We start from the raw sequence: 21,426 nt of genomic DNA, 5'->3' as shown, positions 1-21,426 counted from the left end.
GGGTTACTCCTTCTCAATCGTGCACTGCAACGGATGCTGGTTCTGACGAGCAAGATCCATCACCTGATTAACTTTGGTCTCGGCAATTTCGTAGGTAAAGACACCGCAAATACCGACCCCCTTGCGATGAACCTGCAACATGATTTCGGTTGCCTCTTCATGGCCCTTGCTGAAAAACCGTTCCAGCACATGGACGACAAATTCCATCGGTGTGTAGTCATCATTGAGCAACAACACCTTGTACATCGCCGGTTTTTTGGTCTTTGGTCGCGTCTTGGTGACGATCCCTGTCGTTGGCAGACCGTCACCCTGATTGCCCTGATCACTCATACCCGCTTATTACAACCCTTCTCATTCAATCCTGACCCATGATAGGTCAACAATGGCGCGCCTCCAAGGCCAACCATCATTCCGTTTCGTTAAAAGCAATCTTTGAGTCATGTAGGGCAAGAACAGACCGGCGCAAGATGGCATGTAAAAGTTCCCTTGTACCGGCACATCGCCGCCGCCCTGGAAAAACAAAAACGGGCATGATCATCGACCATGCCCGCCCGTTTGCGAGTCGTCTGCCTGCCCCCAATATCAGCCTGCGCGTTTGAGGGCTTCTTCGGTGGCCTTGTTGATGGTGGCAAGGCCATCATCAATGAAATCCTGCAACATCGCCTGCAATTTTTCGGCCTCGCTCATACCGCTTTCGACATAGCGTTTGAAAATGCGGGCGTTGAGCTCCTGAAGTTCTTCAAGACTTTCAACCTTTGCCAGTGCCTCAAGGTCCGCCTGCGAGGCGTCCATTTCACGCTGGGCCCATGCCACAAGTTCAGCCCCGAACGAACCGCCCTTGCCAAGCAGTTCGGACGACATTTGCCACATGTCATTCCAGCTTTTCTGCTGGGTCTGCCACAAATCTTCATATTGGGCGACAACCCGGGAACCGGCATCGGAAAACACACCGGCCTGATCGGAAAAAGCATCGGTAATCTGAACAATGGCATCATTGGCAACGGCAACGCCGTCTTCAAATGCCCCCTGACTGGCCGCGACCATCGCATCAATCTCGGGCGATGACCAGATTTCCAGCAACGGCTCAAACGGCAGGATCGTCGCCGTAGCAAGCGGTGCTTCTGCTGCCTTCGCCGCAGGCTTGGCAACCGGTTGCGGCTTGGGCGCACTGGCTTTGGGCCCCGGCGCTTTCACCGGCTCAGGCGCTTTGGGTGCCACCGCTTTTTCCGGTAGTTTTTCAAGTGCCTTTTCCGGCGCCTTGGCTTCGGACGTCACCGGCTCCGCCTTGACGGGAGCCGCTTTCAGCGGTTCGGCAGCCTTCGGTGCCGCCGCGACAGGAGGCTTGGCTGAAACCGGCGCACTGGTCGCCGCCTTGGCTTCCAAAGCAGAACCTGTGGTTACAGTCCGGGGTGTTGGCACGGACTTTATATTGGAATTACTCGCACTTGCAGCAGAAGCCTTTGGCATCACCTTTCTTTCCGGAGCCTTGACGCCGGAAACCGGAGCCTTGACGCCGGAAACCGGAGCTTTTGCCTTGCCACCTGAAACTTTTGCTGTTTTCGCAGACGTTTTTTTAGGGGTCGTCACCATCGTGCCGTCCTCCACAATTTAAGGGGATTCACTGAAATCATGCTGCATCGCAACATAACCTTAGATGGAAATACCCGTTATCGTCAAGGATAGTTTGGTGACAATTCCGTCAAAGTCGGCGTCTTTCTGCCAACCCCTTATGACCACGCAAGAAATTTCAAGCCCCACACACAGAAAAAAACAGGGCCCCCCGGCATTTTCGCCCGGCGGCCCTGTTTCGCCCTATCGTGACGGGTTATCGCAGCATATTGCCGCGCACCGTCCGGTAAAAATCACGCCCGTCATTTTTGCGATCATTGCCGCCATAAACCGGGTCCGGTAATTTGGGAGCATCCGCAGATGGCGGCTGTGGCAACGGGCTGGTTTGCCCGGAAATCTGCGCCACGACATCAGGGAAATGCAGGCCGCCAAGATCATCACTGGCCGATGTCCATGCCGCCAGCGTGACATTGCCGGTCGAACAGCCAATCGCAACCCAGTAATAATCGTTGGAATTCAACCGCAAGCCGTCGCGACTCTGATAGCCAAACCCATCCTGCTGCAAGGCATCGGTCAGGGCCAGATAGTCATCCCGGCTGATGGTTTTGCGGACTTCATCACCGCCAAACGCGCCCAGCGGCGCATTGACCGTGACATCAACCGAACTGACATCAATCGGGCCAAAAATCCGCGATGTCATCTCGAAACGGTCACTACCATCGGGTGCCGGGCTCAGATCAAAGCTGCGGGTTTCGTCATAATATCTGGCGTTATAAACCAGCCGAATCCACCCATCGGCCTGTCCGGCATCGCAGGCCGTTCGCAGATCATCGGCATTCAGAAAGGAAAACCACGTCGCCTTGCGCGTCACAGGATTCGCAATGTCATTGGTGCCCGTAAACGCACATCCGGCCAATATCGCCGCCGCCGCAACAAGGGATACCCCCGACGCAAACCGCAAGGCAGACCGGCCCAACCCTTTGCCTTTTCCGGGAAATTTATGTGTCATTCCATACCTCTATTTTGACAGACCCCGCATACGCGCCTAAGGTTATGTGTAATTAAGGCAGCGGCAAGGCGCATTTCAAGCTACCTATTTAACATCCGTTAAGCATTTTTTTAACACGATGCGGGCATGTTAGTGTAATTCGTTATTCGGGGTTCCTTAATCAGGTCGGACAGACGTCATGCATCTTCCGCTTCTTGTCGCCATGATACCGGCGATGCAAAAAATCAGCCTTTTCAAGCGTACGCCCGTCTTGCGTACCCTGATGGCTGCATTCGCCCTGATGCTGTGTTTTGGCATGATGGTGACACCGGCACAGGCACGAACCTATGCCGGGATGGTGATTGATGCCGATACCGGCAATGTTTTGTATGAACACCTGCCCGATCAAAAAGTTTATCCGGCCTCCCTGACCAAGATCATGACGCTGTATATGGTGTTTGACGCTCTGGATTCGGGCAAGGTCAGCCTGTCGACCAAGATGAAAGTTTCCAAACGCGCCTGGGGTCAGGCACCGTCGAAACTGGGCCTCAGTGCCGGACAAACCATTACCGTCAAAGATGCGATTTTTGCGCTGGTGACCAAATCGGCCAATGATATTGCGGTCGTCGTCGCCGAACATCTGGGCGAAACCGAAATCAAATTTGCCCAGATGATGACGGCCAAGGCCCGAGCCATTGGCATGAATAGCACCACATTTCGCAATGCATCGGGCCTTCCGGATCGTGGACAGATGACCACGGCGCGGGACATGATCCGACTGGGTGTGGCGTTGCGTGAAAATTTTGGTGATTATTACCATTATTTCAGCACCGCCAAATTCACCTATGCCAACCGCACCTATGGCAACCACAATAATTTGCTGGCGTCCTATTACGGCACCGATGGCATCAAGACCGGCTATATCAATGCATCGGGCTTTAATCTGCTGGCATCGGTCAACCGCAATGACAAACGCCTGATCGGGGTTGTTTTTGGTGGCCGCACGGCGCGGTCGCGCGATGACCAGATGAAAAAATTACTGGATCAGGCTTATCTTGATCTGAAAAAAGGCGGCGACATTGCGCCCCCTCGCCCGCGTTTCAGCCCGGAAAACAAAATTCTGCCCGCCGATGCCCAATTGCTGATTGCCAAACTGAACAACGCCACCGAGGCCGAACAGCAGCCCTCACGGATCGATACCGAAACCGTTGTGACGCGCCTGCGTCCGACTGAAGGCAGTTGGGGCATTCAGGTTGGCGCATTCAGCGACCAGCGCCGGGCACAAGAGGCAGTCCTTGCAGCAGCCCGCAGTGCACCGGATGTCCTGCGCCTGACCCGTGCGGCTGTTGAACGGCAAAATTCCAGCAACGGGGTTGTCTATCGAGCCCGCCTGATTGGATTTGAGGCCGAAGCCGAAGCCCGGAATGCATGTAGTGTTCTGATCAAGGAAAAGGTTGCCTGCATCCCGGTTGCAACCGGTGAAGCTGGCTGAGTTTCTTCTGCGACACTCCACGAAAAAGGCCGCCGGAAATTTCGGCGGCCTTTTGTTTTGGGTGGAAGAGAATCACAAAATCAGTGACCGCCCCCCGGCGCAAAGAAATCCCCACGCAGGCCGCTTTGGGCAAGCTGGATCGTCACCTGTTCCTTCAAACGGACAAGGCCCGCTTCATCAGCGGCCTCGCAACGCGCAACAATGGCGGGCTGGGTGTTTGAGGCCCGCAACAGCCACCAGCCATCATCGGTTCGCACCCGCACACCATCAATGCCATTGACCTCTGCCCCGGCCTGCGACAGGCGGGCGCGGACTTCTTCGATCAGGGCAAATTTGCGATCATCGGGGCACTCTATCCGGGTTTCCGGCGTATTGACGGCCACCGGCATCGCATCATGCCACATATCAAGGCTTTTGCCGCTTTGTACCAGAATGCGATAGAGCCGCACGGCGGCATACATCGCATCGTCATAACCATAATACCGTTCGGCAAAAAAGATATGGCCACTCATTTCCCCGGCAATCGGGGCTTTGGATTCGATCATTTTTGTCTTGATCAGGGAATGGCCGGTTTTCCACATGATGGCCTCGCCCCCCAGACGGGTCACCTCGTCAAACAGGGTCTGGCTGGCCTTGACATCGGCAATGATCGCGGCCCCCGGTTGACGCTGCAACACGTCGGCAGCATAAATCTGCAACAGCTGATCGCCCCACAGAACCTTGCCCCGGCCATCGACCACACCAATCCGGTCGCCATCGCCGTCAAACGCCACACCCCAATCGGCCTTATGGGCCTTAACGGCGGCCTTGATATCCACCAGATTGGCCTCGACCGTCGGGTCCGGATGGTGATTGGGGAAAGTGCCGTCAATATCATCAAACAGTAAATGGTGGTTCCCCGGCAGTTTTGCCGTCAGTTTGCGCACAACATTGCCACTGGCACCATTGCCGCAATCCCAGACAATCGTCATCGGTTTGGCAACATCGACATCCAGTTCCGCGACAAGACGTTCGACATAGCGGTCTTCGACATCGACATCTTCCAGCGTGCCATTGCCGGTTTCAAAATCTCCCGCCGCGGCCATTTTACCCAATTCCTGAATGGCGTCGCCAAACACTGACTTGCCGCCATTCAGCATTTTAAAACCATTATAATCCGACGGATTATGCGACCCGGTAACCATGATTCCGGCGTCTGTTTTCTGGTCATAGACCGTGAAATACAGCATCGGGGTCGGGCCCATCGCGATGCGGATGACATTACAACCCGTGCTGCGCAATCCATCGATCAGTGCATCGGCCATATCAGGCGAACTGAGACGGCCATCGCGACCAACCGCAACCCGTTTGCCACCGCTGCGCAGAACCTTGGTGCCGAATGCCTTGCCAAGGGCGCGGGCATCTTCGGCATGCAGGGTTTTACCGACAACGCCGCGCACGTCATATTCGCGCAAGACAGACGGATCGAATTTATGTCCGGCAGAGACTGCCATTATTCCTTACCTCCAATATTGGCCCGGCCAATACAGCTATATGCAAAGCCATGCTCACGCATTTCGCGCGGTTCATAAACATTGCGCAAATCAACGACCACAGGCGTTTTCAATGCCGCCTTGACCCGTTTCAGATCAAGACCGCGAAACTCGTTCCATTCAGTGACAATCACCATGGCATCGGCCCCTTCGATCGTGTCAAAGGCGCTGTCGCAAAAGGTGATATCGGGCAACAGTTTGGCCGCCTCGCCCATCGCCTCGGGATCATAACCACGCACAGTCGCCCCGGCCTCGATCAGCATCGGTACGATATCCAGACTGGGTGAATCGCGCATGTCATCGGTATTGGGTTTGAACGCCAACCCCAGAATACCGATGGTTTTACCCGCAATCGACCCGCCGCAGGCCTCGATAATCCGCCCTGCCATTGATTTCTTGCGGGCATCATTCACGGCGACCACCGCCTCGATAATCCGCAAGGGGGATGAATGTTGCTGGGCGGTGCGCACCAGTGCCAGCGTATCCTTGGGAAAACAGGACCCGCCATAGCCCGGACCGGCATGCAAAAACTTCTTGCCAATCCGGCCATCAAGGCCAATGCCGCGGGCGACATCATGAACATCGGCCCCGACCTTTTCACACAGATCGGCGATTTCATTGATGAAGGTGATTTTGGCTGCCAAAAAGGTATTGGCGGCATATTTGATCATTTCCGATGTTTCACGGGTGGTGAAAACAATCGGGGTTTCGATCAGGAAAAGCGGACGGTACAGATCGCGCATCACCTCACGGGCCCGTTCGTCACTGGTACCAATGACAACCCGGTCCGGGCGCATGAAATCCTCGATTGCTGATCCTTCGCGCAGGAATTCCGGGTTCGAGACGACGGCAAAATCGGCATCCGGGCGGGTTTCCCGGATGATGCGTTCCACCTCGCGCCCGGTGCCAACCGGGACTGTCGATTTGGTGACAATCACGGTGAAACCTTCCATCGCCTCGGCAATTTCGACGGCGGCGGCATAGACATAGCTGAGATCGGCATGGCCGTCGCCCCGGCGGGTCGGCGTTCCCACGGCGATAAAGACGGCGTCAGCCCCCTTTACCCCTTCTTTCAGATCAGTGGTGAAGGTCAGGCGACCCGCCTTGACGTTATTTTCAACGACAACCTCAAGACCCGGCTCGTAAATCGGCATGATGCCGTCTTCAAGACGTTTGATTTTTTCGGCATCCTTATCGACACAGATCACATCTGTACCGAATTCCGAAAAACAGGCACCGGACACAAGACCGACATAACCGGTACCAATCATAGCAACGCGCATCGAGGTTTTACCTTATGTTTTTTAATCAAAGCGAGGTGAAAGAGGATTATTCCGCAGCGCCGCTTTCGACAAATTCCCGGACAACGGCGCGCATTTCATCGCGCAAATCCGGACGTTCAAGGGCAAAGGCAATGGTCGCCTGCAAAAAGCCTATCTTGTTGCCGCAATCAAATCGGCGGCCTTCAAACCGGTATCCGTAAAACGGGACCTTGCCGATCATCGCGGCCAGTGCATCGGTCAGCTGAATTTCATTACCGGCCCCACGCGGGATGGTTTCCAGAGTTTCAAATATACCCGGATCCAGAATATAGCGACCAATTGCCGACAGGGTGGAGGGCGCATCTTCGGGTTTGGGTTTTTCAACCATGCCGCACGCACTGACCAGACGGCCATTGGTGCCTTCGACCTCCAGAACGCCGTAACGTTGGGTTTCCTCGCGCGGGACATCCATCACGGCAACCATGTTGCCGCCGGTCCGGCCATAACTTTCGATCATCTGTTTCATGCAGGGGGTATCTGACTGAATCAAATCGTCGGCCAGCAACACCACAAAGGGTTCATCGCCAATCAGCGATTTCGCACATAAAACCGCATGCCCCAGCCCCAGCGGATTACCCTGACGGGTATAGGAAACCCGGCCATTCTTGGGAATCATCGCCATCGCGGTTTCCAGCAGATCCAGTTTGCCGCGTTCTTCCAGAATGGCTTCAAGTTCGCCAGAGCGGTCGAAATGATCCTCGATCGCGGTTTTGCCGCGACCGGTGACGAAAATAAATTCTTCAATTCCTGCGGCGGCGGCTTCTTCAACGGCGTATTGAATCAGCGGCTTATCCACAACCGGCAACATTTCCTTGGGCATCGCCTTGGTCGCAGGTAAAAACCGCGTCCCCATGCCAGCCACCGGGAACACTGCCTTTCTGATTTTTTTCGTCATGCCTTCTTTCCTTTGTTTTTAGCGGCATAAACAGCAGGATTTGCCGTATCAGGTCGCATATTGCCATGCCCCCTGTTCTGCCACATTTCACAACCGGCAATCAAGCAAGCCGTGAGATCATCCGCATCAATCTCCGCACAATTTCAGTAACAAACTGCGCGCCTCGTTGATTTTGGCGGCCAGATAATCCGAACCGCCATGATCGGGATGAAAGGCCTTGATCAGATTTTGATACGCCTGATTGATTTCAGCGCGGCTTGCCGTTTCAGGAACTCCCAAAATGCGGCGAGCCTCGACCGCATCCATGGTGCCATCCTGAAATCTGCCTGCCGCCTCTGCCCGGTCATCTCCTGTTTGATCGTGATACGACGTGCCGGAACCACTGGCGCGACGCACGCATTCCCAGTTTCGCCAGCCCGGACAATCGCGCCGCCGGTCCAGATAGGTTTCCAGAACCGAATGGCTTTGATCTGTTGCCCCGCAACATTCCACAAACAGGGTTTGCAAGTCTTGTATCCCCAAGGTGTCAAGATCGCGACCGACCAGACTGCCTGCCACGACAAATCCACCCAACTGGCCGGAATCATGGTCAAGGCGCATCTGCAAAAATGCGGTTTTGATTTCAGAAACACGACCGGAACCACCCCCGTTGCGGGATTGTCCCATGCCGCCCACACCCTGTGTTCCCGCAACCATGCGTCGCAATAATGGCCACAATAAGCCAATTTTCAGGGCACGAAAAAGGAAAGGAAGGGACGCAAATACGGCAGCAATCATCGCCGCCAACTTGCCCGACAGCACAAGCCAGCCCAAAAGCAGGGCAAAAACCGCAATAACCAGATAAAATCCGGCCTTTTTGACATCCGCCGGTTCGGCATTGCCAGCCCAGCGAACTACAAACCCGACAGCCACAAACAACGCAATTCCCAATAACAGCCAAGCCATTACCGGTCCCGCCGTAACTGGTCGGTCAACAAACGCAATTCCGGCGACCCCTGACGGGCCTCATAACGAGTCAGTTCATCAAACCCGCCCATCGCAAAGGCGGCAATCGCGCCCAGCAATTCTTTCAGCCGGTCAGGGGCCGAACTGTCAAACCGGGCAAATGCCCCACCGGTGACACGGGCAATATCGCGAAAAACCTGTTCGGCCTTTTGGTCCGATCCTTCGTGAAACATGAAGGCCCGCACCCCGGTCAGGCCAAGTTGCCCGGCCTGATGGCCCAGATGATCGGCATCTTCTTCCAGACAATCACCGACATAAATCAGGGCATTGACCGGCTTTTTTTGATGCTGGCGGATCACATGTTCCAAAACCCGGCCAAGCTGCGTATGCCCGGCCCGACACTCCACCGCCGTCATGCGGTCGCGCAACATCGCGGCATCCCGACACCAGTTGCTGGCCTTGCATTCGCCAAAACCGCGAAAATACACCAGTTGAATATCAAGTGTGCCCAGACGCGCCACCGCGTCAAACATACCGGCCTGAATGTCGGCGGCCTTGTCCCAGCTGGGCTGGCGGCTGGCGGTGGCATCCATCGCAAAAATCAGCCGCGCCTGTGCGGGACCCGATGCCGGAGCAACAGCCGACAAGGCCCGTGCCTTGCCCAGAAATTCGGCAACGGCATCCGCAGGGGATGAAGAAGATGTTACGTCCTTGTTTTTCGTCATGCCGGTCTGTGTGTGATGAAATCCTGCGATATAATATCGGCAGTTTACATCAGATCGGCAACTCTTCACCCTCGGCAGGTGAGAAGCCGATCACTTCGAGCAATTGCCGAACTTCCTGCCGGGCCGCCATATGCGACATGCTGAGCGAAATGCCCGTGCCCTTTTCCCGCAAATCCAGCAGGGTCATCCCTTTGAGGAACAATTCACGGTAAATCACCCGTTCCCCAAAACCGGGGGCCACCCGAAACCGGATGCGTTCGGCCAGTTTATCAAGGATATCGGCAATATCGCGTTTGTTGCGTGCATCAAGATGCGACAGGCGATTGCGCATCACCACCCAGTCGATGGTGCCGCCATCCACCGCCGCCCGGCGCTTGCGCGCATCCCAGACCATTTCGGCGTAAATGCTGGGTCCCTTGATTTCAAGGGTTTCGGAATCGACACGGGCCAACATATCGAGATCAATATAACTGTCATTGATCGGCGTCACCAGCGTATCGGCGCAGGAATGCCCAAGCCGCGACAGGTAATTGTCACTGCCGGGGCAATCGAGGATGACAAAATCGCACGTCATCACCAGTTCACCCAGCGCATTGGTAAAGCGGTCCCGCTCGTCCAGTTTGGCGGCGGTTCCGTCTTCAATCTCACTGCGCGGTACGCTGCGATGTTCGGGCATCGGCATCGACAATTTGCGCGCCGCATTAAAAGCTACCCGGTTCTCGACATAGCGCGTCAGGGTTCCCTGCCGGGCATCGATATCCATCGAGCCAACCCGAAACCCCATTCTTAACAGGGAAACGACCAAATGCATTGCCGTGGTCGATTTACCCGATCCGCCTTTTTCATTGCCAATCACAATGACATGCGCACGCTTGCGCGGCTTTGTCGCGGTGGTGTTTTCCCCCGTCGCGTCGGTCGGCTGCCCCGTCATCGCGCCTTGCTCCGTTCTGGTCGAATCATAACTGTCCCTGATCCGTGAATGAACGCCTTTATAACCAAAAATCAAGTCTTAATGACATGACGAAGCATTGTTTGCCTGTAAGGCATATGACAGATCTCTCTTGTTTGTATCGCGCTTTGCTAGCCAAATGCACCCGCCACAGGTAAAGATAATGTAGTGAAACCAAACCGGTGCGAAACCGCATCGATATCGGGAGAGGCAAAAAGTGATTTACCGGGGACTCGTTACAGGCAGCCTGATCATGCTGGCCATTGTCAGTCAGGCGGTCATGGCCTCCGCACAGGATGTCGGCCCGTTTGAAACCATCCCGGAAACCGAAAGCCCGGCATCCTATCGGTCCCCGTTCGATATCGAACCCGTTCATATGCGCCAATACCGCCCCAACAGCACGGTTTTTGTCAGTCGGTGGATTGATAAAAGCACGCCAGAACAGGCTGTTGCGCGTGAAATTTTTCTGGAATCAGTGTTTTCAACATCCGCCCCCGGTTTTGCCTTTGCAACGCAAACCCCGCCCGAACAATTGCTGACCATGTTTGAAGGGTTGCAGGGCAACAGCACGGTCAATGGCGCAAGTTTTGTCCACGAAGCCCGTTTTGGCCCGGTCGCCGTTGTCCCGTTCATCCGCAACAATACCCAATGCATCAGCTTTGTCGGCGAATGGAGCCCCACCACCCCGGAAAAACGCGGCAGCCGGTTGCTGGGTTATTACTGCCTGCCCTTTGCCGCCCGCCCGATTGATGCCCCAGCACCCCGAACTGCACAGGGCGAGGCCCCCGCAATCATGCCGATTGCCGATGGTGACGCACAGCAATTTACCGCATCCTTTTTTGGCCGGTTCAACCTGACCCTGCCCGATGAAATTGGCGTGGCGATTATTGCCGAACCGGGTACCGCCACCCCGACCGCCGCAGCGCGGCTTGACCCGAATGAAGGCATTGATATCGTCGGGCGCTGGAACAATGAAACCGGGAATGGCATGTTGAAGTTTGATCAGCCTTCTGGCGAAGGGTCGATGATCCTTGAAATTGGCGCACGCTATTGCGAGGGATATTGGCGTCATGAAGGCGGCAATTATCAATCCGACACCATGCCCTTTGGCCGCTGGTATATCTTTTGCAGCGATGGTGCATCGGCACGCGGCCATTACACCAGCCAGTCCCCGACCATTGTGGTTGGCGAAGGTCAGGACAATCAGGACCAGACCGTGTTTTTTCGTCAGATGGATGAATAAGCCGACATGACACCCGATATCGAAACCATCATCATTGGTGCCGGCGTCATTGGCCTTGCCTGCGCCCGCGCCTTGTCGTCCGCCGGGCGTGAAGTCATGATCATCGAACGCCATGACGCGATTGGCACCGAAACCAGTTCGCGCAACAGCGAGGTGATCCATGCCGGGCTGTATTATCCGCAAGGTAGCCTCAAGGCACGATTTTGTGTCCAGGGCCGAAAGGCGCTTTATGCCTATTGTGCCGAACGCGGCATTGCGCACAAACGCACCGGCAAACTGATTGTCGCCAGCGATGAAACACAAATGGCCAAACTGCGCGATATCGAAACCGCCGCACGGCGTAACGGGGTTGATGATCTGGCATGGCTGGACGGGGCCACCGCCATGGCCCGCGAACCGGCATTGCGCTGTTTTGCGGCCCTTGAAAGCCCGTCTACCGGTATTATCGATTCGCATGCCCTGATGGTCAGTTTGCTGGGCGATGCCGAAAATAACGGCGCCAGCCTTGCCCTGCATACCGATGTTATCGGTGCCACAGCAATTCCGGGTGGATTTGCCGTTGAAACCCGTGATGCACGGGGCGAAGCCATGACAGTCACCTGTGCCGAACTGGTTCTGGCGACCGGCCTGCACGGGCAGACCCTGGCGCATCATATTACCGGCCTTGATCCGCGTGCGATCCCGCCGCAACATTATGCCAAGGGCAGTTATTTCACCCTGTCGGGGAAATCGCCCTTTTCTACCCTGATTTATCCGGCCCCCGAGCAGGCGGGACTTGGCATTCATCTGACCCTTGATATGGGGGGACAGGCGCGTTTTGGCCCCGATGTCACCTGGATTGATCAGCCGGAATACAGCGTCGATCCCGCAAGGCGTTCGGCCTTTGCCGAGGCGATCCGGCGCTATTACCCCGATCTGGATGAAACGGCATTGCAGCCCGGATATGCCGGTATTCGCCCCAAAATTCAGGCGCGGGGCGAAGAAGCCCGCGATTTCATGATTTCGGCCCCTGCCGATCACGGTCTGTCCGGGCTGATCGCACTATACGGGATTGAATCACCGGGATTGACGTCATGCCTTGCAATCGCCGACCATGTAAAAAACCTTCTGATTCCACAGCAGGCACGAGCAACCGCATGATCCAGCCCCTTAGCCGACAGTTTGCAATACGGGCCTGTGCAAGCCTTTTGGCCCTGTCCGGCCTTTGGCTGGCGGCACCCGACCTTGCCCGGTCGCAACAGCTTGAACCGTTCCTGCCGCCGCCCAACAGCCTGAGTCGCACAGCACCCAACAGCATCCCGCAGGTTGATGACAAACCCGCCGTCGCGTTTGAAGAAGAAATGCGCAATTTCGTCATCAAACTCAGCCGCTGGGCAAAGACATACCGGACAGATTTCTCAGTCATCGCCCTGAACGGGCTGGAACTGACCGAATTTTTAGAAACCAGCCTGTTTGCAACCCGCGGCACCGCCGAACCGGCACGAAATTATATCCGGTCGCTGGACGGTCTGATGATCGAAAGCCCGTTTTACGGCATCGATAGCTATGGCGTGGCGACGGAAAAAAGCGAAAGCGACTATATTCTGGGTTATCTTAACCGCCTTAAAGCTGACGGGCTGCGTTATTTCATGATCGATTACACCGACAAGATCGAAGATGTGCGCGCCGCCATGGGCAAGCTGTCGGGCCTTAATGCGCTTTATTATGCCGCCCCGCCCCCCGACAAACAGCTTTCATCCCTGACCCGTACCCCGGTCAAACCGATGGGTGAAAATCCGCATGCTATTGATAATATTCGCGATGCCCGCAATTATGCGGTGATTGTCGACAGTTCACCGTTTGGCAGCAAGGAAGACTATGTCGCCGCCCTTGCCGACAGTAATTATGACATCCTGATTTTTGATGCCTTTCATCGCGGTATGACGCCCCTAACCTTTGATGACATCAAGCGTCTGCGTTATAAAAAACTGGGTACGCCGCGCACCTTGCTGGCCTGGATGAATATCGGAACGGCTGAAACATATCGTTATTACTGGCAGGCAAACTGGGTGCCCGGTGCACCGGAATTTATCAGCGAACCCAACAGCACCGCCCGATGGGGGCAGGAACATCATGTCCATTACTGGGCTCCGGCATGGCAGAATGTGATTTTCGGCACCCCTGAAAGCTATCTGGGAGGATTGATGCAACTTGGTTTTGATGGTGTCGTTCTGTCGGGGCTTGAGGAATATCGATGGTGGCTTGATTACTGAGCCACCCAAAAATCAGGAGCGTCCAATGACCAATCCGATCATCCATTATTTTTTCGTCCAGTCGCCCTGGTCCTATTTCGGATTTCGCCGTGCGGTCGATATCGCCGCCCGGCACGGGGTTAAGATCCTGCATAAACCGGTGCGTGCCGCCGAAATCTGGAAACATGGCGGCGGTGTCCCTTTGGCGCAACGCCCCAAACCGCGTCAGGAATACCGTTTGCTGGAACTGGCGCGCTGGCGCGATTTGCTGGGCTTGCCACTGAACCTTCAGCCCGCCAGTTTTCCGGTTGATGAAACGCTGGCAGCCAAAACCATCATTGCCGTTTTGCAGGATGGTGGAAATGCCGATCTGTTGATTGAAACCCTGATGGGCGATATCTGGGCGCGGGAACGCAATATTGCCGATCCCGCCATTATCCGCGAGGCCCTGAGCGCATCACATCTGGATACCGGATATCTGGACCAGGCCAGCAACGATGACATTGATGCGGTCTATACCGCCAATACAGAGGCAGCAAAGGCCGACAATATCTTTGGCGTGCCGACCTATTTTGCCAATGGCGAAATGTTCTGGGGGCAGGATCGCCTTGATTTTGTTGACCGCGCCCTGATGCAGAAATAATCATCCCGCCATGAAAAAACCGTCAGAACGGGGCGTCCGGTTCTGACGGTTTGAAAACTTGCCCTATGTGTTGCCTTACCCCCGGCGTTTGACGTGATCGACCACGAATCCCTCGGCCGAGGGATAGGTGTTTTCGATCATGGCAAGTGCCCTGGTTTTGTTTTTGGCGGCAACTTCATGTGTTTGGGTATCAGCCCAGCGGTCATCGAAAATCGCGTGGGAACGGTTTTCCTTGACGCATTCGCGTACAGCCTGATTGTGCAACCCGACGCGATAAACAGTGTGGCCGTGTCCTGTGAAAGCAGACATCGCCGGTCTCCTTACTTATATCGACGTCCGCCCGGACGCCTTTATTGTCCTGATATGCACCCCGAAAATAGAAATGCACCCCGCAAGTTTGAAACAAGTGGTTTAACGAGCCGTGAATCATCCGGCGTGAATCGCATTTTAATTGAATCTCACCGGAATACTTCCTGCCGCTTTTGCATAAGAGGCCTGAACAAAACGCACGAAATAAAATTACAAAGGCGTCCCCCACAGGACATAAAGTTCTGTGTTTTCCTGAGGTTTTTGTCGAAACCGTCTTTTTTAACCGCAACGCGATTTTCCATTTGATCCGGCGGCCAACACGTCAAACATAACAGGAAGACCCGCCACAAGAACAACACCACCCGGGAGGCCCCACCATGAATGTCTTTTCCGATCCCGCGTTTGACAATCACGAACAGGTTGTCTTTGCCCATGATGCCCGCACCGGCCTGAAGGCGATCATCGCCGTTCACAATACCCGGCTGGGACCATCACTGGGCGGGTGCCGCATGTGGCCCTATGCCAGCGAAGCCGACGCCATTCACGATGTTTTGCGCCTGTCACGCGGCATGACCTATAAATCGGCGATGGCCCGCCTGCCGCTGGGCGGGGGGAAATCGGTGATTCTGGGCGACCCGCGCAGCCAGAAAACCCCCGAACTGTTTCGCGCCATGGGCCGGGCGGTTGAACAGATCGGCGGGCGATACATCGTCGCCGAAGATGTCGGCACCAGCCCCGATGACATGCACAATATCGCCCGCCAGACATCCCATGTCGGCGGCATCAATGACGGCAGCGACCCGACACGCACCGGCGATCCTTCACCTTTTACGGCCTATGGGGTTTTTATCGGCCTGAAAGAAGCGGTGCGGTTTAAAAACGGCCATGATGATCTGGGCGGTTTGCGCGTTGCCGTACAGGGGCTGGGCAATGTCGGATATCATTTGTGCCGGTTGTTGCATGATGCCGGGGCACGGCTGGTGGTCGCCGATCTGAATGCCAACATTGTTGATCGCGCTGTGCGCGAATTGGGGGCCTCCGCCGTTTCAGTCGATGAGATTCTGTCGGTCGATGCCGATATTCTCGCCCCCTGTGCGCTGGGCGGTGTGATCAATGATCGCAGCATCAAAACCCTGCGTGCCCGCATCATCGCCGGGGCCGCCAATAACCAGCTTGAATCCGACCGGCACGGTCAGATGTTGCTGGAACGGGGTATTTTGTATGCCCCCGATTACGTGATCAATGCCGGGGGCGTGGTCGAGGTTTATTATGGCCGTGAAGGCAAACCGGTCAGCGACACCAACAAACATATAGAAGGCATTGCCGACACCACCCGCGAAATTTTTAAACGCGCAGCAGCCGAAAACCTGCCGACCGGCTTTGTCGCGGATCGTATTGCCGAGGAACGTTTCGCCCCCCGTTAAGTCATGGAATCGGCCCTGAAAATGACAAAGGGCGAAGCCCCATTGTGCTTCGCCCTTTGTTTTTGGAACGCCGTCGCCGTTATTCTGCGGCAATCGCCTGATCTGCTGCCACTGCCTGTCCGCCGCAACAGCCGCCATTGTGATGATGACGCGCAAGTTCGGTGCGCATGTGACAGGCGCATTTACCGCATTGTGGCGCACATCCGTGAAACCGGAACACATCGGCCGGACGCGCAGCACCGCCATCGGCGGCAGCGCGTTTGACATCACGGTCATTCAGGGCGTTACAAACACAAATATACATTGGCTTGAATGCAATCAGTTATCAGTTACACCCACCCATCTAATGCAATTGCGACTGCCTTTCAAATGCTTTCGATCAAATTTCTGTCTTTTTCCCATAAAAAATCCCCCGCCACCGGCATCGGCAACGAGGGATTTTGAAAATATTATTTAGGATCAGACGGATGGAGCGATCGTCATGTGGCTGACCACCTGTTTGACACCCTTGATCCGGCGCACGATCCCCAGAACCGTATCGAGTTCTTTCTGCGTCTGGGCATCACCCATCATATAGACAATGTTGCCAACCGACTGCCAACGATAATTGACTGATCGCACACCCTTTTCCACCACCAGCAGCGCCTTGATTTGCCCTTCGATCCAGTTATCGGAAACTGTCTGGGTCGCTGAATCGGTCGGGACGGCGTTTTTGCCATACTGGTCTTCGGCAGCATGATAGGCGGCAATCACCTCCGAATCGGCAACCTGCAAATGGTCATAAACCTGCTTGACCCGGTTGTCGCGCCGGATGATCGACAGGACATCGTGATATTTGCCCTTTGAATCAACCATACCGGTCACCATCACATTCTGTTTCCAGATTTCAACGGTGACATCAATCAGATAGGTGTGATCGACCTTGGCAAATTCGGCCAGGATTCCCGATTTGATCTGGGTATCGAGCCACTGATCGCTGCCTTCGCGGTCTTCGACGATCATTTGCACAGGGGCGCATGCCGCAAGCGGCACGGTAAAGATCATACCCAGTGCCACGGTTTGTAATATGCGACGCCAGCCGCGCGATGCATTCGTCATCCAGGTTGCTCCTTTTGCCTTTGCAGTCCGGCACATGCCCGACATGCCCATATTTGTTTTATGCCGGGCAAGGTTACCAGATTATGCCACGTCATGATTGCTGTTTGTGCCTTGTGATTATGACAAAAAAAAGCCCGCAGCATCGAATGCTGCGGGCTTTGGCGTCTCAAACCACGTTAGTCTTCATCCATCGACATCAGCGACGCATTGCCACCCGCCGCCGTCGTGTTGATCGAAACGGTTTTTTCGGTCGCAAAGCGATGCAGAAAGATTTCGGCGGGCAAGGCCCCGTCATCTTCGGCGCCGCTATCGGAAATCAGTGACAGGATCGCGCCATCGCGCCCGGCCAGAACCTGTTTGAACACCGTAACACGATCAAGCGGCGCAATACACGACACCCCGGCAACCGCACCATCATTCATCACCGCAAGCCCGGCTTTGGCCGAGACCGTACAGATCAGATGATCGGGCAAACCTGCCGACCGCGCCAGATCCGGCAATTTCGCCAGCCATTTGGGATCCCCGGCCAGCATCATCGCATTACCCGCCGCCAAAGCCGCCCCCAGATGACGCAACACACGGGCCGCATCGGCCCCCTTGTCGATCTGGATCAGGTAAACACCGCGCCCCAACAATTCCAGGTCATTGGTTTCCCCCGTCGGTCCGGGCATCCGGGTTGGACGGACAAAGCCATTTTCGGAAATCGCCGCAAAATCAGCAATATGTTGATGGCCTGCGGCCAGTTCCGCCACGCCGGACTGTTCCAGCCGGTCAGCAAAACTTTCCAGCATCTTGATCCGGCTTAATCCCTCTGTCGCTTGCCAGCGGTTTTGTGCGGCGGCCAATGCCGTCAGGGCATCGACCGGCACCGGTGCAGTAATCACCAGCGTTTCACGGTCCGCCGTGACCGGTGCCTGAGCCACATTTACGGAGTCAGGACGCGCCACCGGCTTGGCAAAGCGTTCGACATAATGCGGACCGCCTGCCTTGGGCCCCGTACCTGATTTTCCCTGCCCGCCAAAGGGCTGCACGCCGACCACAGCGCCGATCATGTTGCGATTGATATAACAATTGCCGACCCGCAATGTTTTGGCGATGTGCCGCGCCGTGCCGTCAATGCGCGAATGAATGCCCAGTGTCAGGCCATAACCCGACGCATTGATCTGGTTCAGAACCGCATCAAGGTCTTTTGCCTTGTAACGCACGACATGGACAATCGGGCCGAACACCTCGCGTTCCAGAACATCAAGGTTCGGGATTTCAAAGCAATGCGGGGCAAAGAACGTGCCATCCTTGCTTTCGGGCAACATTTCGCAGGCATACAGCAATTTCGCCTCGCGGGTCATGCGGTCGGCATGTTTTTGCAACATGGTGCGTGCCACATCATCAATCACCGGCCCGACATCAATGTTGAGGTAAAACGGATCACCGACCCGGATTTCTTTCATCGCCCCGATCAACATATGGATCAGCTTGTCGGCAATGTCTTCCTGCACAAACAGCACACGCAGGGCCGAACACCGTTGTCCTGCCGACTGGAATCCCGATGTCACAACATCCTGCACCACCTGTTCAGGCAAGGCGGTTGAATCGACAATCATCGCATTCTGACCACCTGTTTCCGCAATCAGCGGCAGGGGTACGCCGGGCCGTTTGGCAAGGGCAGCATTGATGATTTGTGCGGTTTCGGTTGACCCGGTAAAGGCCACACCGCCAATGCGCGGATCATGGGTCAGGATCGTGCCAATCAACCGACCCGACCCAGGCAACAATTGAAATGCCCCGGCAGGCACACCCGCCGCCAGAACAAGTTCACCGGCCTTTGCGGCAATCAGGGATGTTTGTTCGGCCGGTTTGGCGATTACGGCATTGCCTGCGGCGAGGGCAGCAGAAACCTGCCCCAGAAAAATCGCCAGCGGGAAGTTCCACGGGCTGATACAGACAAATATCCCGCGTCCTTCAAGCGAACTGCCGTCGCGGAACAAATCTTCGGCACGGTTGGCGTAATAGCGGCAAAAATCCACTGCTTCGCGCACTTCTGCCACCGCATCGGAATATAATTTGCCGGCTTCGCGCTGACACAAGGCAATGAATTCGTCGGTATTGTCTTCGAGCAAATCCGCCAGACGGCGCAAACAGGCAGCCCGTTCCGAAGCCGGGGTCGCATTCCACACCGGATAGCCTTTGGTTGCAGCAACAATTGCGGCTTCGACATCATCGGCAGTTGCAAAACAAACTTCGCCAACCTTTTCCGCCCGGCGCGACGGATTGAACACATCTTGCACCGCACCTTGCCGCCATTTACCGTCAATCAGCGGCGCAGCTTTCCAGATTTTGCCTGCCATCGCCGACAGTTTTTCCGACAACGGCAATAATTTAGTAACATCGGTCAGATCAAACCCGCGCGAATTGACCCGCCCGGCCCCATACAGATCGACCGGGGCCGGAATTTTCGGATGTGCCTTGCGCGGCAACGCAGCCATTTTTTCCACCGGATCGGCGATCATTTCTTCGACCGGTAGTTTTTCGTCCTGAATACGGTTTACAAAGCTGGTATTCGCCCCGTTTTCCAGCAAACGCCGCACCAGATAGGCGAGAAGATCTTCGTGGGTGCCGACCGGTGCATAAATGCGGCACGGAATGTCTTCGCCCTTTTTGCCGACAATCTGTTCATACAGGGCTTCGCCCATGCCATGCAGGCGTTGAAATTCAAAGTTACGATCATTGCCTGCCATCTGGATGATCGAGGCCACCGAATGCGCGTTATGGCTGGCGAACTGGCAATAAAAGGCATCGCGCCGCGATAACATGAACCGCGCACAGGCCAGATAGGACACATCGGTCGCCGCCTTGCGGGTAAAGACCGGATATCCTTCAAAACCGTTTTCCTGACTGTTTTTAACCTCGGTATCCCAATAGGCCCCCTTGACCAGACGCACCATCATCTTGCGCCCGACCCGGCCCGACAAATCGGCCAGCCATTCCAGAACGTGATACGCCCGTTTCTGATAGGCCTGCACCGCAAGGCCAAAGCCTTCCCAGCCATCCAGATCGGGATCGGCAAAGACCGCCTCGATCACATCAAGCGACAAATCCAGCCGGTTGGCTTCTTCGGCATCGACGGTAAAACCGATATCAAGTTTTTTGGCCAGAAGCGCCAGCGATTTCAGGCGCGGGACCAGCTCATCCATCACCCGTTCGCGGTTGGCAAAATCATAACGCGGATGGATCGCCGACAATTTGACCGAAATTCCCGGTGAATTGATGGGGCCGCGCCCATTGGCAACCTTGCCAATTTCGGCAATCGCATCCTCGTAAGACCGGAAATAACGATCCGCGTCTTCCATCGTGCGGGCCGCCTCGCCCAGCATATCATAGGAATAACGATATCCCTTTTCCTCATTGGCTTTGGCCCGTGTTTCGGCTTCGGCAATGGTGCGGCCCATGACAAACTGCTTGCCCATGATCCGCATCGCCTGATTAAAGGCCTTGCGAATTACCGGTTCGCCCGACCGGGCGATCATGCGTTTGACCAGGGCCGACGGATTGTCGCGTTCTTCCTTGCCAAAACGGATCATCTTGCCGGTCAACATCAACCCCCAGGTCGAGGCATTGACGAAAAAGCTTTCGCTATGCCCCAGATGGCTGTGCCAGTCGGCATCAAACAGCTTGTCCTGAATAAGCTTGTCCGCCGTCACCGCATCGGGCACGCGCAACAGCGCCTCGGCCAGACACATCAGAATGACGCCTTCCTTGCTGGACAATTCATATTCATGCAGCAGGGCATCAATACCACCCTGACCGGTGCTGGCCTCGCGTACGCGCTGTACCAGTTGGCGGGCGCGTTCCTGTACCCGTGTTTTGTCTTCCGCAGGCAGGGTGGCCGCCGCAATCAGGCGGTTGACGACTTCTTCCTCGTCACTGCGATAGGTATTGCGGATTTTTGCACGTATGATGTCACTGGCGGGCAAGGAACGGCGGAACATGGCGCGAATGTCTCCCTGATCAAGGATGTGCGCCATGCCATCGCAGACAGGGCGCAAATTTCTGTTGAATTGGGC

The 21,426-nt window shown here is 55.6% G+C and carries 20 protein-coding genes; 7 read left to right on the top strand and 13 right to left on the bottom strand.

Translation table 11 applies throughout. The annotated features are described in order from the left end of the window. Positions 1-3: 3 nt before the first annotated feature. Both clpS and Q8O73_RS18445 read right to left on the bottom strand, forming a co-directional pair. Positions 4-330, bottom strand: a complete 327-nt coding sequence (gene clpS, locus Q8O73_RS18450; protein WP_305559671.1) for an ATP-dependent Clp protease adapter ClpS — start codon at positions 328-330, stop codon at positions 4-6. A gap of 252 nt (positions 331-582) precedes the next feature. Further along, positions 583-1,218: a phasin family protein gene (locus tag Q8O73_RS18445; protein ID WP_305559670.1), complete on the bottom strand. Its 636-nt coding sequence runs from the start codon at positions 1,216-1,218 to the stop codon at positions 583-585. Between Q8O73_RS18445 and Q8O73_RS18440 the strand changes: the two genes are divergently transcribed. After that, positions 1,208-1,612 (top strand): hypothetical protein, encoded by a 405-nt coding sequence (locus tag Q8O73_RS18440; protein WP_305559669.1) that lies wholly within the window; start codon positions 1,208-1,210, stop codon positions 1,610-1,612. The genes Q8O73_RS18445 and Q8O73_RS18440 overlap by 11 nt on opposite strands. 213 nt (positions 1,613-1,825) lie before the next feature. On the opposite strand, the gene Q8O73_RS18435 is transcribed toward Q8O73_RS18440, so the two are convergent. Continuing rightward, positions 1,826-2,578 carry a hypothetical protein gene (locus Q8O73_RS18435; RefSeq protein ID WP_305559668.1) on the bottom strand — a complete coding sequence of 251 codons (753 nt, stop codon included), beginning with the start codon at positions 2,576-2,578 and terminating at the stop codon, positions 1,826-1,828. Positions 2,579-2,756: 178 nt separating this feature from the next. On the opposite strand from Q8O73_RS18435, the gene Q8O73_RS18430 reads away from it, so the two are divergent. After that, the gene (locus Q8O73_RS18430) at positions 2,757-4,049 is read left to right on the top strand and encodes a D-alanyl-D-alanine carboxypeptidase (RefSeq protein ID WP_305559667.1); all 1,293 of its coding nucleotides are present in this window, start codon (positions 2,757-2,759) and stop codon (positions 4,047-4,049) included. An 80-nt stretch (positions 4,050-4,129) separates the two neighbouring features. On the opposite strand, the gene pgmG is transcribed toward Q8O73_RS18430, so the two are convergent. The 6 genes from pgmG to Q8O73_RS18400 form a co-directional block, all read right to left on the bottom strand. Continuing rightward, positions 4,130-5,542 carry a phosphoglucomutase/phosphomannomutase PgmG gene (gene pgmG / locus Q8O73_RS18425; RefSeq protein WP_305559666.1) on the bottom strand — a complete coding sequence of 471 codons (1,413 nt, stop codon included), beginning with the start codon at positions 5,540-5,542 and terminating at the stop codon, positions 4,130-4,132. Next, positions 5,542-6,864 carry a UDP-glucose/GDP-mannose dehydrogenase family protein gene (locus Q8O73_RS18420; RefSeq protein ID WP_305559665.1) on the bottom strand — a complete coding sequence of 441 codons (1,323 nt, stop codon included), beginning with the start codon at positions 6,862-6,864 and terminating at the stop codon, positions 5,542-5,544. The genes pgmG and Q8O73_RS18420 overlap by 1 nt, the downstream gene beginning before the upstream one ends. A 46-nt stretch (positions 6,865-6,910) precedes the next feature. Beyond that, positions 6,911-7,798: a UTP--glucose-1-phosphate uridylyltransferase GalU gene (galU, locus tag Q8O73_RS18415; protein ID WP_305559664.1), complete on the bottom strand. Its 888-nt coding sequence runs from the start codon at positions 7,796-7,798 to the stop codon at positions 6,911-6,913. Positions 7,799-7,924: 126 nt separating this feature from the next. Beyond that, positions 7,925-8,743, bottom strand: a complete 819-nt coding sequence (locus Q8O73_RS18410) for a DnaJ domain-containing protein (protein WP_305559663.1) — start codon at positions 8,741-8,743, stop codon at positions 7,925-7,927. Then, positions 8,743-9,468, bottom strand: coding sequence for a VWA domain-containing protein (locus Q8O73_RS18405; protein WP_305559662.1), 726 nt, complete (start codon positions 9,466-9,468; stop codon positions 8,743-8,745). Before Q8O73_RS18405 ends, Q8O73_RS18410 begins: the two co-directional genes overlap by 1 nt. Positions 9,469-9,517: 49 nt before the next feature. Then, positions 9,518-10,399 carry a division plane positioning ATPase MipZ gene (locus Q8O73_RS18400; RefSeq protein ID WP_305559661.1) on the bottom strand — a complete coding sequence of 294 codons (882 nt, stop codon included), beginning with the start codon at positions 10,397-10,399 and terminating at the stop codon, positions 9,518-9,520. Between the two features lie 235 nt (positions 10,400-10,634). Here Q8O73_RS18400 and Q8O73_RS18395 point away from each other — a divergent pair, with 235 nt between their 5' ends. Genes Q8O73_RS18395 through Q8O73_RS18380 form a run of 4 tightly spaced genes read left to right on the top strand, consistent with a single transcriptional unit; the run spans position 10,635 to position 14,534 of the window. Next, positions 10,635-11,660 (top strand): hypothetical protein, encoded by a 1,026-nt coding sequence (locus Q8O73_RS18395; RefSeq protein ID WP_305559660.1) that lies wholly within the window; start codon positions 10,635-10,637, stop codon positions 11,658-11,660. 6 nt (positions 11,661-11,666) lie between these two features. Beyond that, positions 11,667-12,800, top strand: coding sequence for an NAD(P)/FAD-dependent oxidoreductase (locus Q8O73_RS18390; protein WP_305559659.1), 1,134 nt, complete (start codon positions 11,667-11,669; stop codon positions 12,798-12,800). Then, complete coding sequence (locus tag Q8O73_RS18385; protein WP_305559658.1) at positions 12,797-13,912, top strand: hypothetical protein; 1,116 nt, start codon at positions 12,797-12,799, stop codon at positions 13,910-13,912. The genes Q8O73_RS18390 and Q8O73_RS18385 overlap by 4 nt, the downstream gene beginning before the upstream one ends. A gap of 25 nt (positions 13,913-13,937) precedes the next feature. Continuing rightward, positions 13,938-14,534: a 2-hydroxychromene-2-carboxylate isomerase gene (locus Q8O73_RS18380; RefSeq protein WP_305559657.1), complete on the top strand. Its 597-nt coding sequence runs from the start codon at positions 13,938-13,940 to the stop codon at positions 14,532-14,534. A gap of 75 nt (positions 14,535-14,609) precedes the next feature. On the opposite strand, the gene Q8O73_RS18375 is transcribed toward Q8O73_RS18380, so the two are convergent. Beyond that, entirely contained in the window at positions 14,610-14,843 is a 234-nt protein-coding gene (locus tag Q8O73_RS18375; protein ID WP_305559656.1) for a hypothetical protein, read from the bottom strand. Between the two features lie 377 nt (positions 14,844-15,220). Between Q8O73_RS18375 and Q8O73_RS18370 the strand changes: the two genes are divergently transcribed. Next, positions 15,221-16,267 (top strand): Glu/Leu/Phe/Val dehydrogenase dimerization domain-containing protein, encoded by a 1,047-nt coding sequence (locus Q8O73_RS18370; protein ID WP_305559655.1) that lies wholly within the window; start codon positions 15,221-15,223, stop codon positions 16,265-16,267. A 79-nt stretch (positions 16,268-16,346) separates the two neighbouring features. On the opposite strand, the gene Q8O73_RS18365 is transcribed toward Q8O73_RS18370, so the two are convergent. The 3 genes from Q8O73_RS18365 to putA all read right to left on the bottom strand — a co-directional run bounded on the left by Q8O73_RS18365 (position 16,347) and on the right by putA (position 21,387). Continuing rightward, positions 16,347-16,571 carry a bacterioferritin-associated ferredoxin gene (locus tag Q8O73_RS18365; RefSeq protein ID WP_305559654.1) on the bottom strand — a complete coding sequence of 75 codons (225 nt, stop codon included), beginning with the start codon at positions 16,569-16,571 and terminating at the stop codon, positions 16,347-16,349. A 155-nt stretch (positions 16,572-16,726) separates the two neighbouring features. Beyond that, positions 16,727-17,365 carry a BON domain-containing protein gene (locus tag Q8O73_RS18360; RefSeq protein ID WP_305559653.1) on the bottom strand — a complete coding sequence of 213 codons (639 nt, stop codon included), beginning with the start codon at positions 17,363-17,365 and terminating at the stop codon, positions 16,727-16,729. A 176-nt stretch (positions 17,366-17,541) separates the two neighbouring features. Continuing rightward, entirely contained in the window at positions 17,542-21,387 is a 3,846-nt protein-coding gene (putA, locus tag Q8O73_RS18355; RefSeq protein WP_305559652.1) for a bifunctional proline dehydrogenase/L-glutamate gamma-semialdehyde dehydrogenase PutA, read from the bottom strand. Positions 21,388-21,426: the final 39 nt, after the last annotated feature.

The organism is Thalassospira sp. (assembly GCF_030690045.1).
Classification (GTDB): Bacteria; Pseudomonadota; Alphaproteobacteria; order Rhodospirillales; family Thalassospiraceae; genus Thalassospira.
Note: the sequence above shows the minus strand (reverse complement) of the source record. Positions and strands in the feature narration are given on the sequence as shown.

Excerpts from the sequence above, each read along its gene's own strand:
- clpS (WP_305559671.1), bottom strand. The coding sequence starts at position 330 with ATGAGTGATCAGGGCAATCAGGGTGACGGTCTGCCAACGACAGGGATC.
- Q8O73_RS18435 (WP_305559668.1), bottom strand. The coding sequence starts at position 2,578 with ATGACACATAAATTTCCCGGAAAAGGCAAAGGGTTGGGCCGGTCTGCC.
- Q8O73_RS18430 (WP_305559667.1), top strand. The coding sequence starts at position 2,757 with ATGCATCTTCCGCTTCTTGTCGCCATGATACCGGCGATGCAAAAAATC.
- pgmG (WP_305559666.1), bottom strand. The coding sequence starts at position 5,542 with ATGGCAGTCTCTGCCGGACATAAATTCGATCCGTCTGTCTTGCGCGAA.
- Q8O73_RS18420 (WP_305559665.1), bottom strand. The coding sequence starts at position 6,864 with ATGCGCGTTGCTATGATTGGTACCGGTTATGTCGGTCTTGTGTCCGGT.
- galU (WP_305559664.1), bottom strand. The coding sequence starts at position 7,798 with ATGACGAAAAAAATCAGAAAGGCAGTGTTCCCGGTGGCTGGCATGGGG.
- Q8O73_RS18410 (WP_305559663.1), bottom strand. The coding sequence starts at position 8,743 with ATGGCTTGGCTGTTATTGGGAATTGCGTTGTTTGTGGCTGTCGGGTTT.
- Q8O73_RS18405 (WP_305559662.1), bottom strand. The coding sequence starts at position 9,468 with ATGACGAAAAACAAGGACGTAACATCTTCTTCATCCCCTGCGGATGCC.
- Q8O73_RS18400 (WP_305559661.1), bottom strand. The coding sequence starts at position 10,399 with ATGACGGGGCAGCCGACCGACGCGACGGGGGAAAACACCACCGCGACA.
- Q8O73_RS18390 (WP_305559659.1), top strand. The coding sequence starts at position 11,667 with ATGACACCCGATATCGAAACCATCATCATTGGTGCCGGCGTCATTGGC.
- Q8O73_RS18385 (WP_305559658.1), top strand. The coding sequence starts at position 12,797 with ATGATCCAGCCCCTTAGCCGACAGTTTGCAATACGGGCCTGTGCAAGC.
- Q8O73_RS18380 (WP_305559657.1), top strand. The coding sequence starts at position 13,938 with ATGACCAATCCGATCATCCATTATTTTTTCGTCCAGTCGCCCTGGTCC.
- Q8O73_RS18375 (WP_305559656.1), bottom strand. The coding sequence starts at position 14,843 with ATGTCTGCTTTCACAGGACACGGCCACACTGTTTATCGCGTCGGGTTG.
- Q8O73_RS18370 (WP_305559655.1), top strand. The coding sequence starts at position 15,221 with ATGAATGTCTTTTCCGATCCCGCGTTTGACAATCACGAACAGGTTGTC.
- Q8O73_RS18365 (WP_305559654.1), bottom strand. The coding sequence starts at position 16,571 with ATGTATATTTGTGTTTGTAACGCCCTGAATGACCGTGATGTCAAACGC.
- Q8O73_RS18360 (WP_305559653.1), bottom strand. The coding sequence starts at position 17,365 with ATGACGAATGCATCGCGCGGCTGGCGTCGCATATTACAAACCGTGGCA.
- putA (WP_305559652.1), bottom strand. The coding sequence starts at position 21,387 with ATGGCGCACATCCTTGATCAGGGAGACATTCGCGCCATGTTCCGCCGT.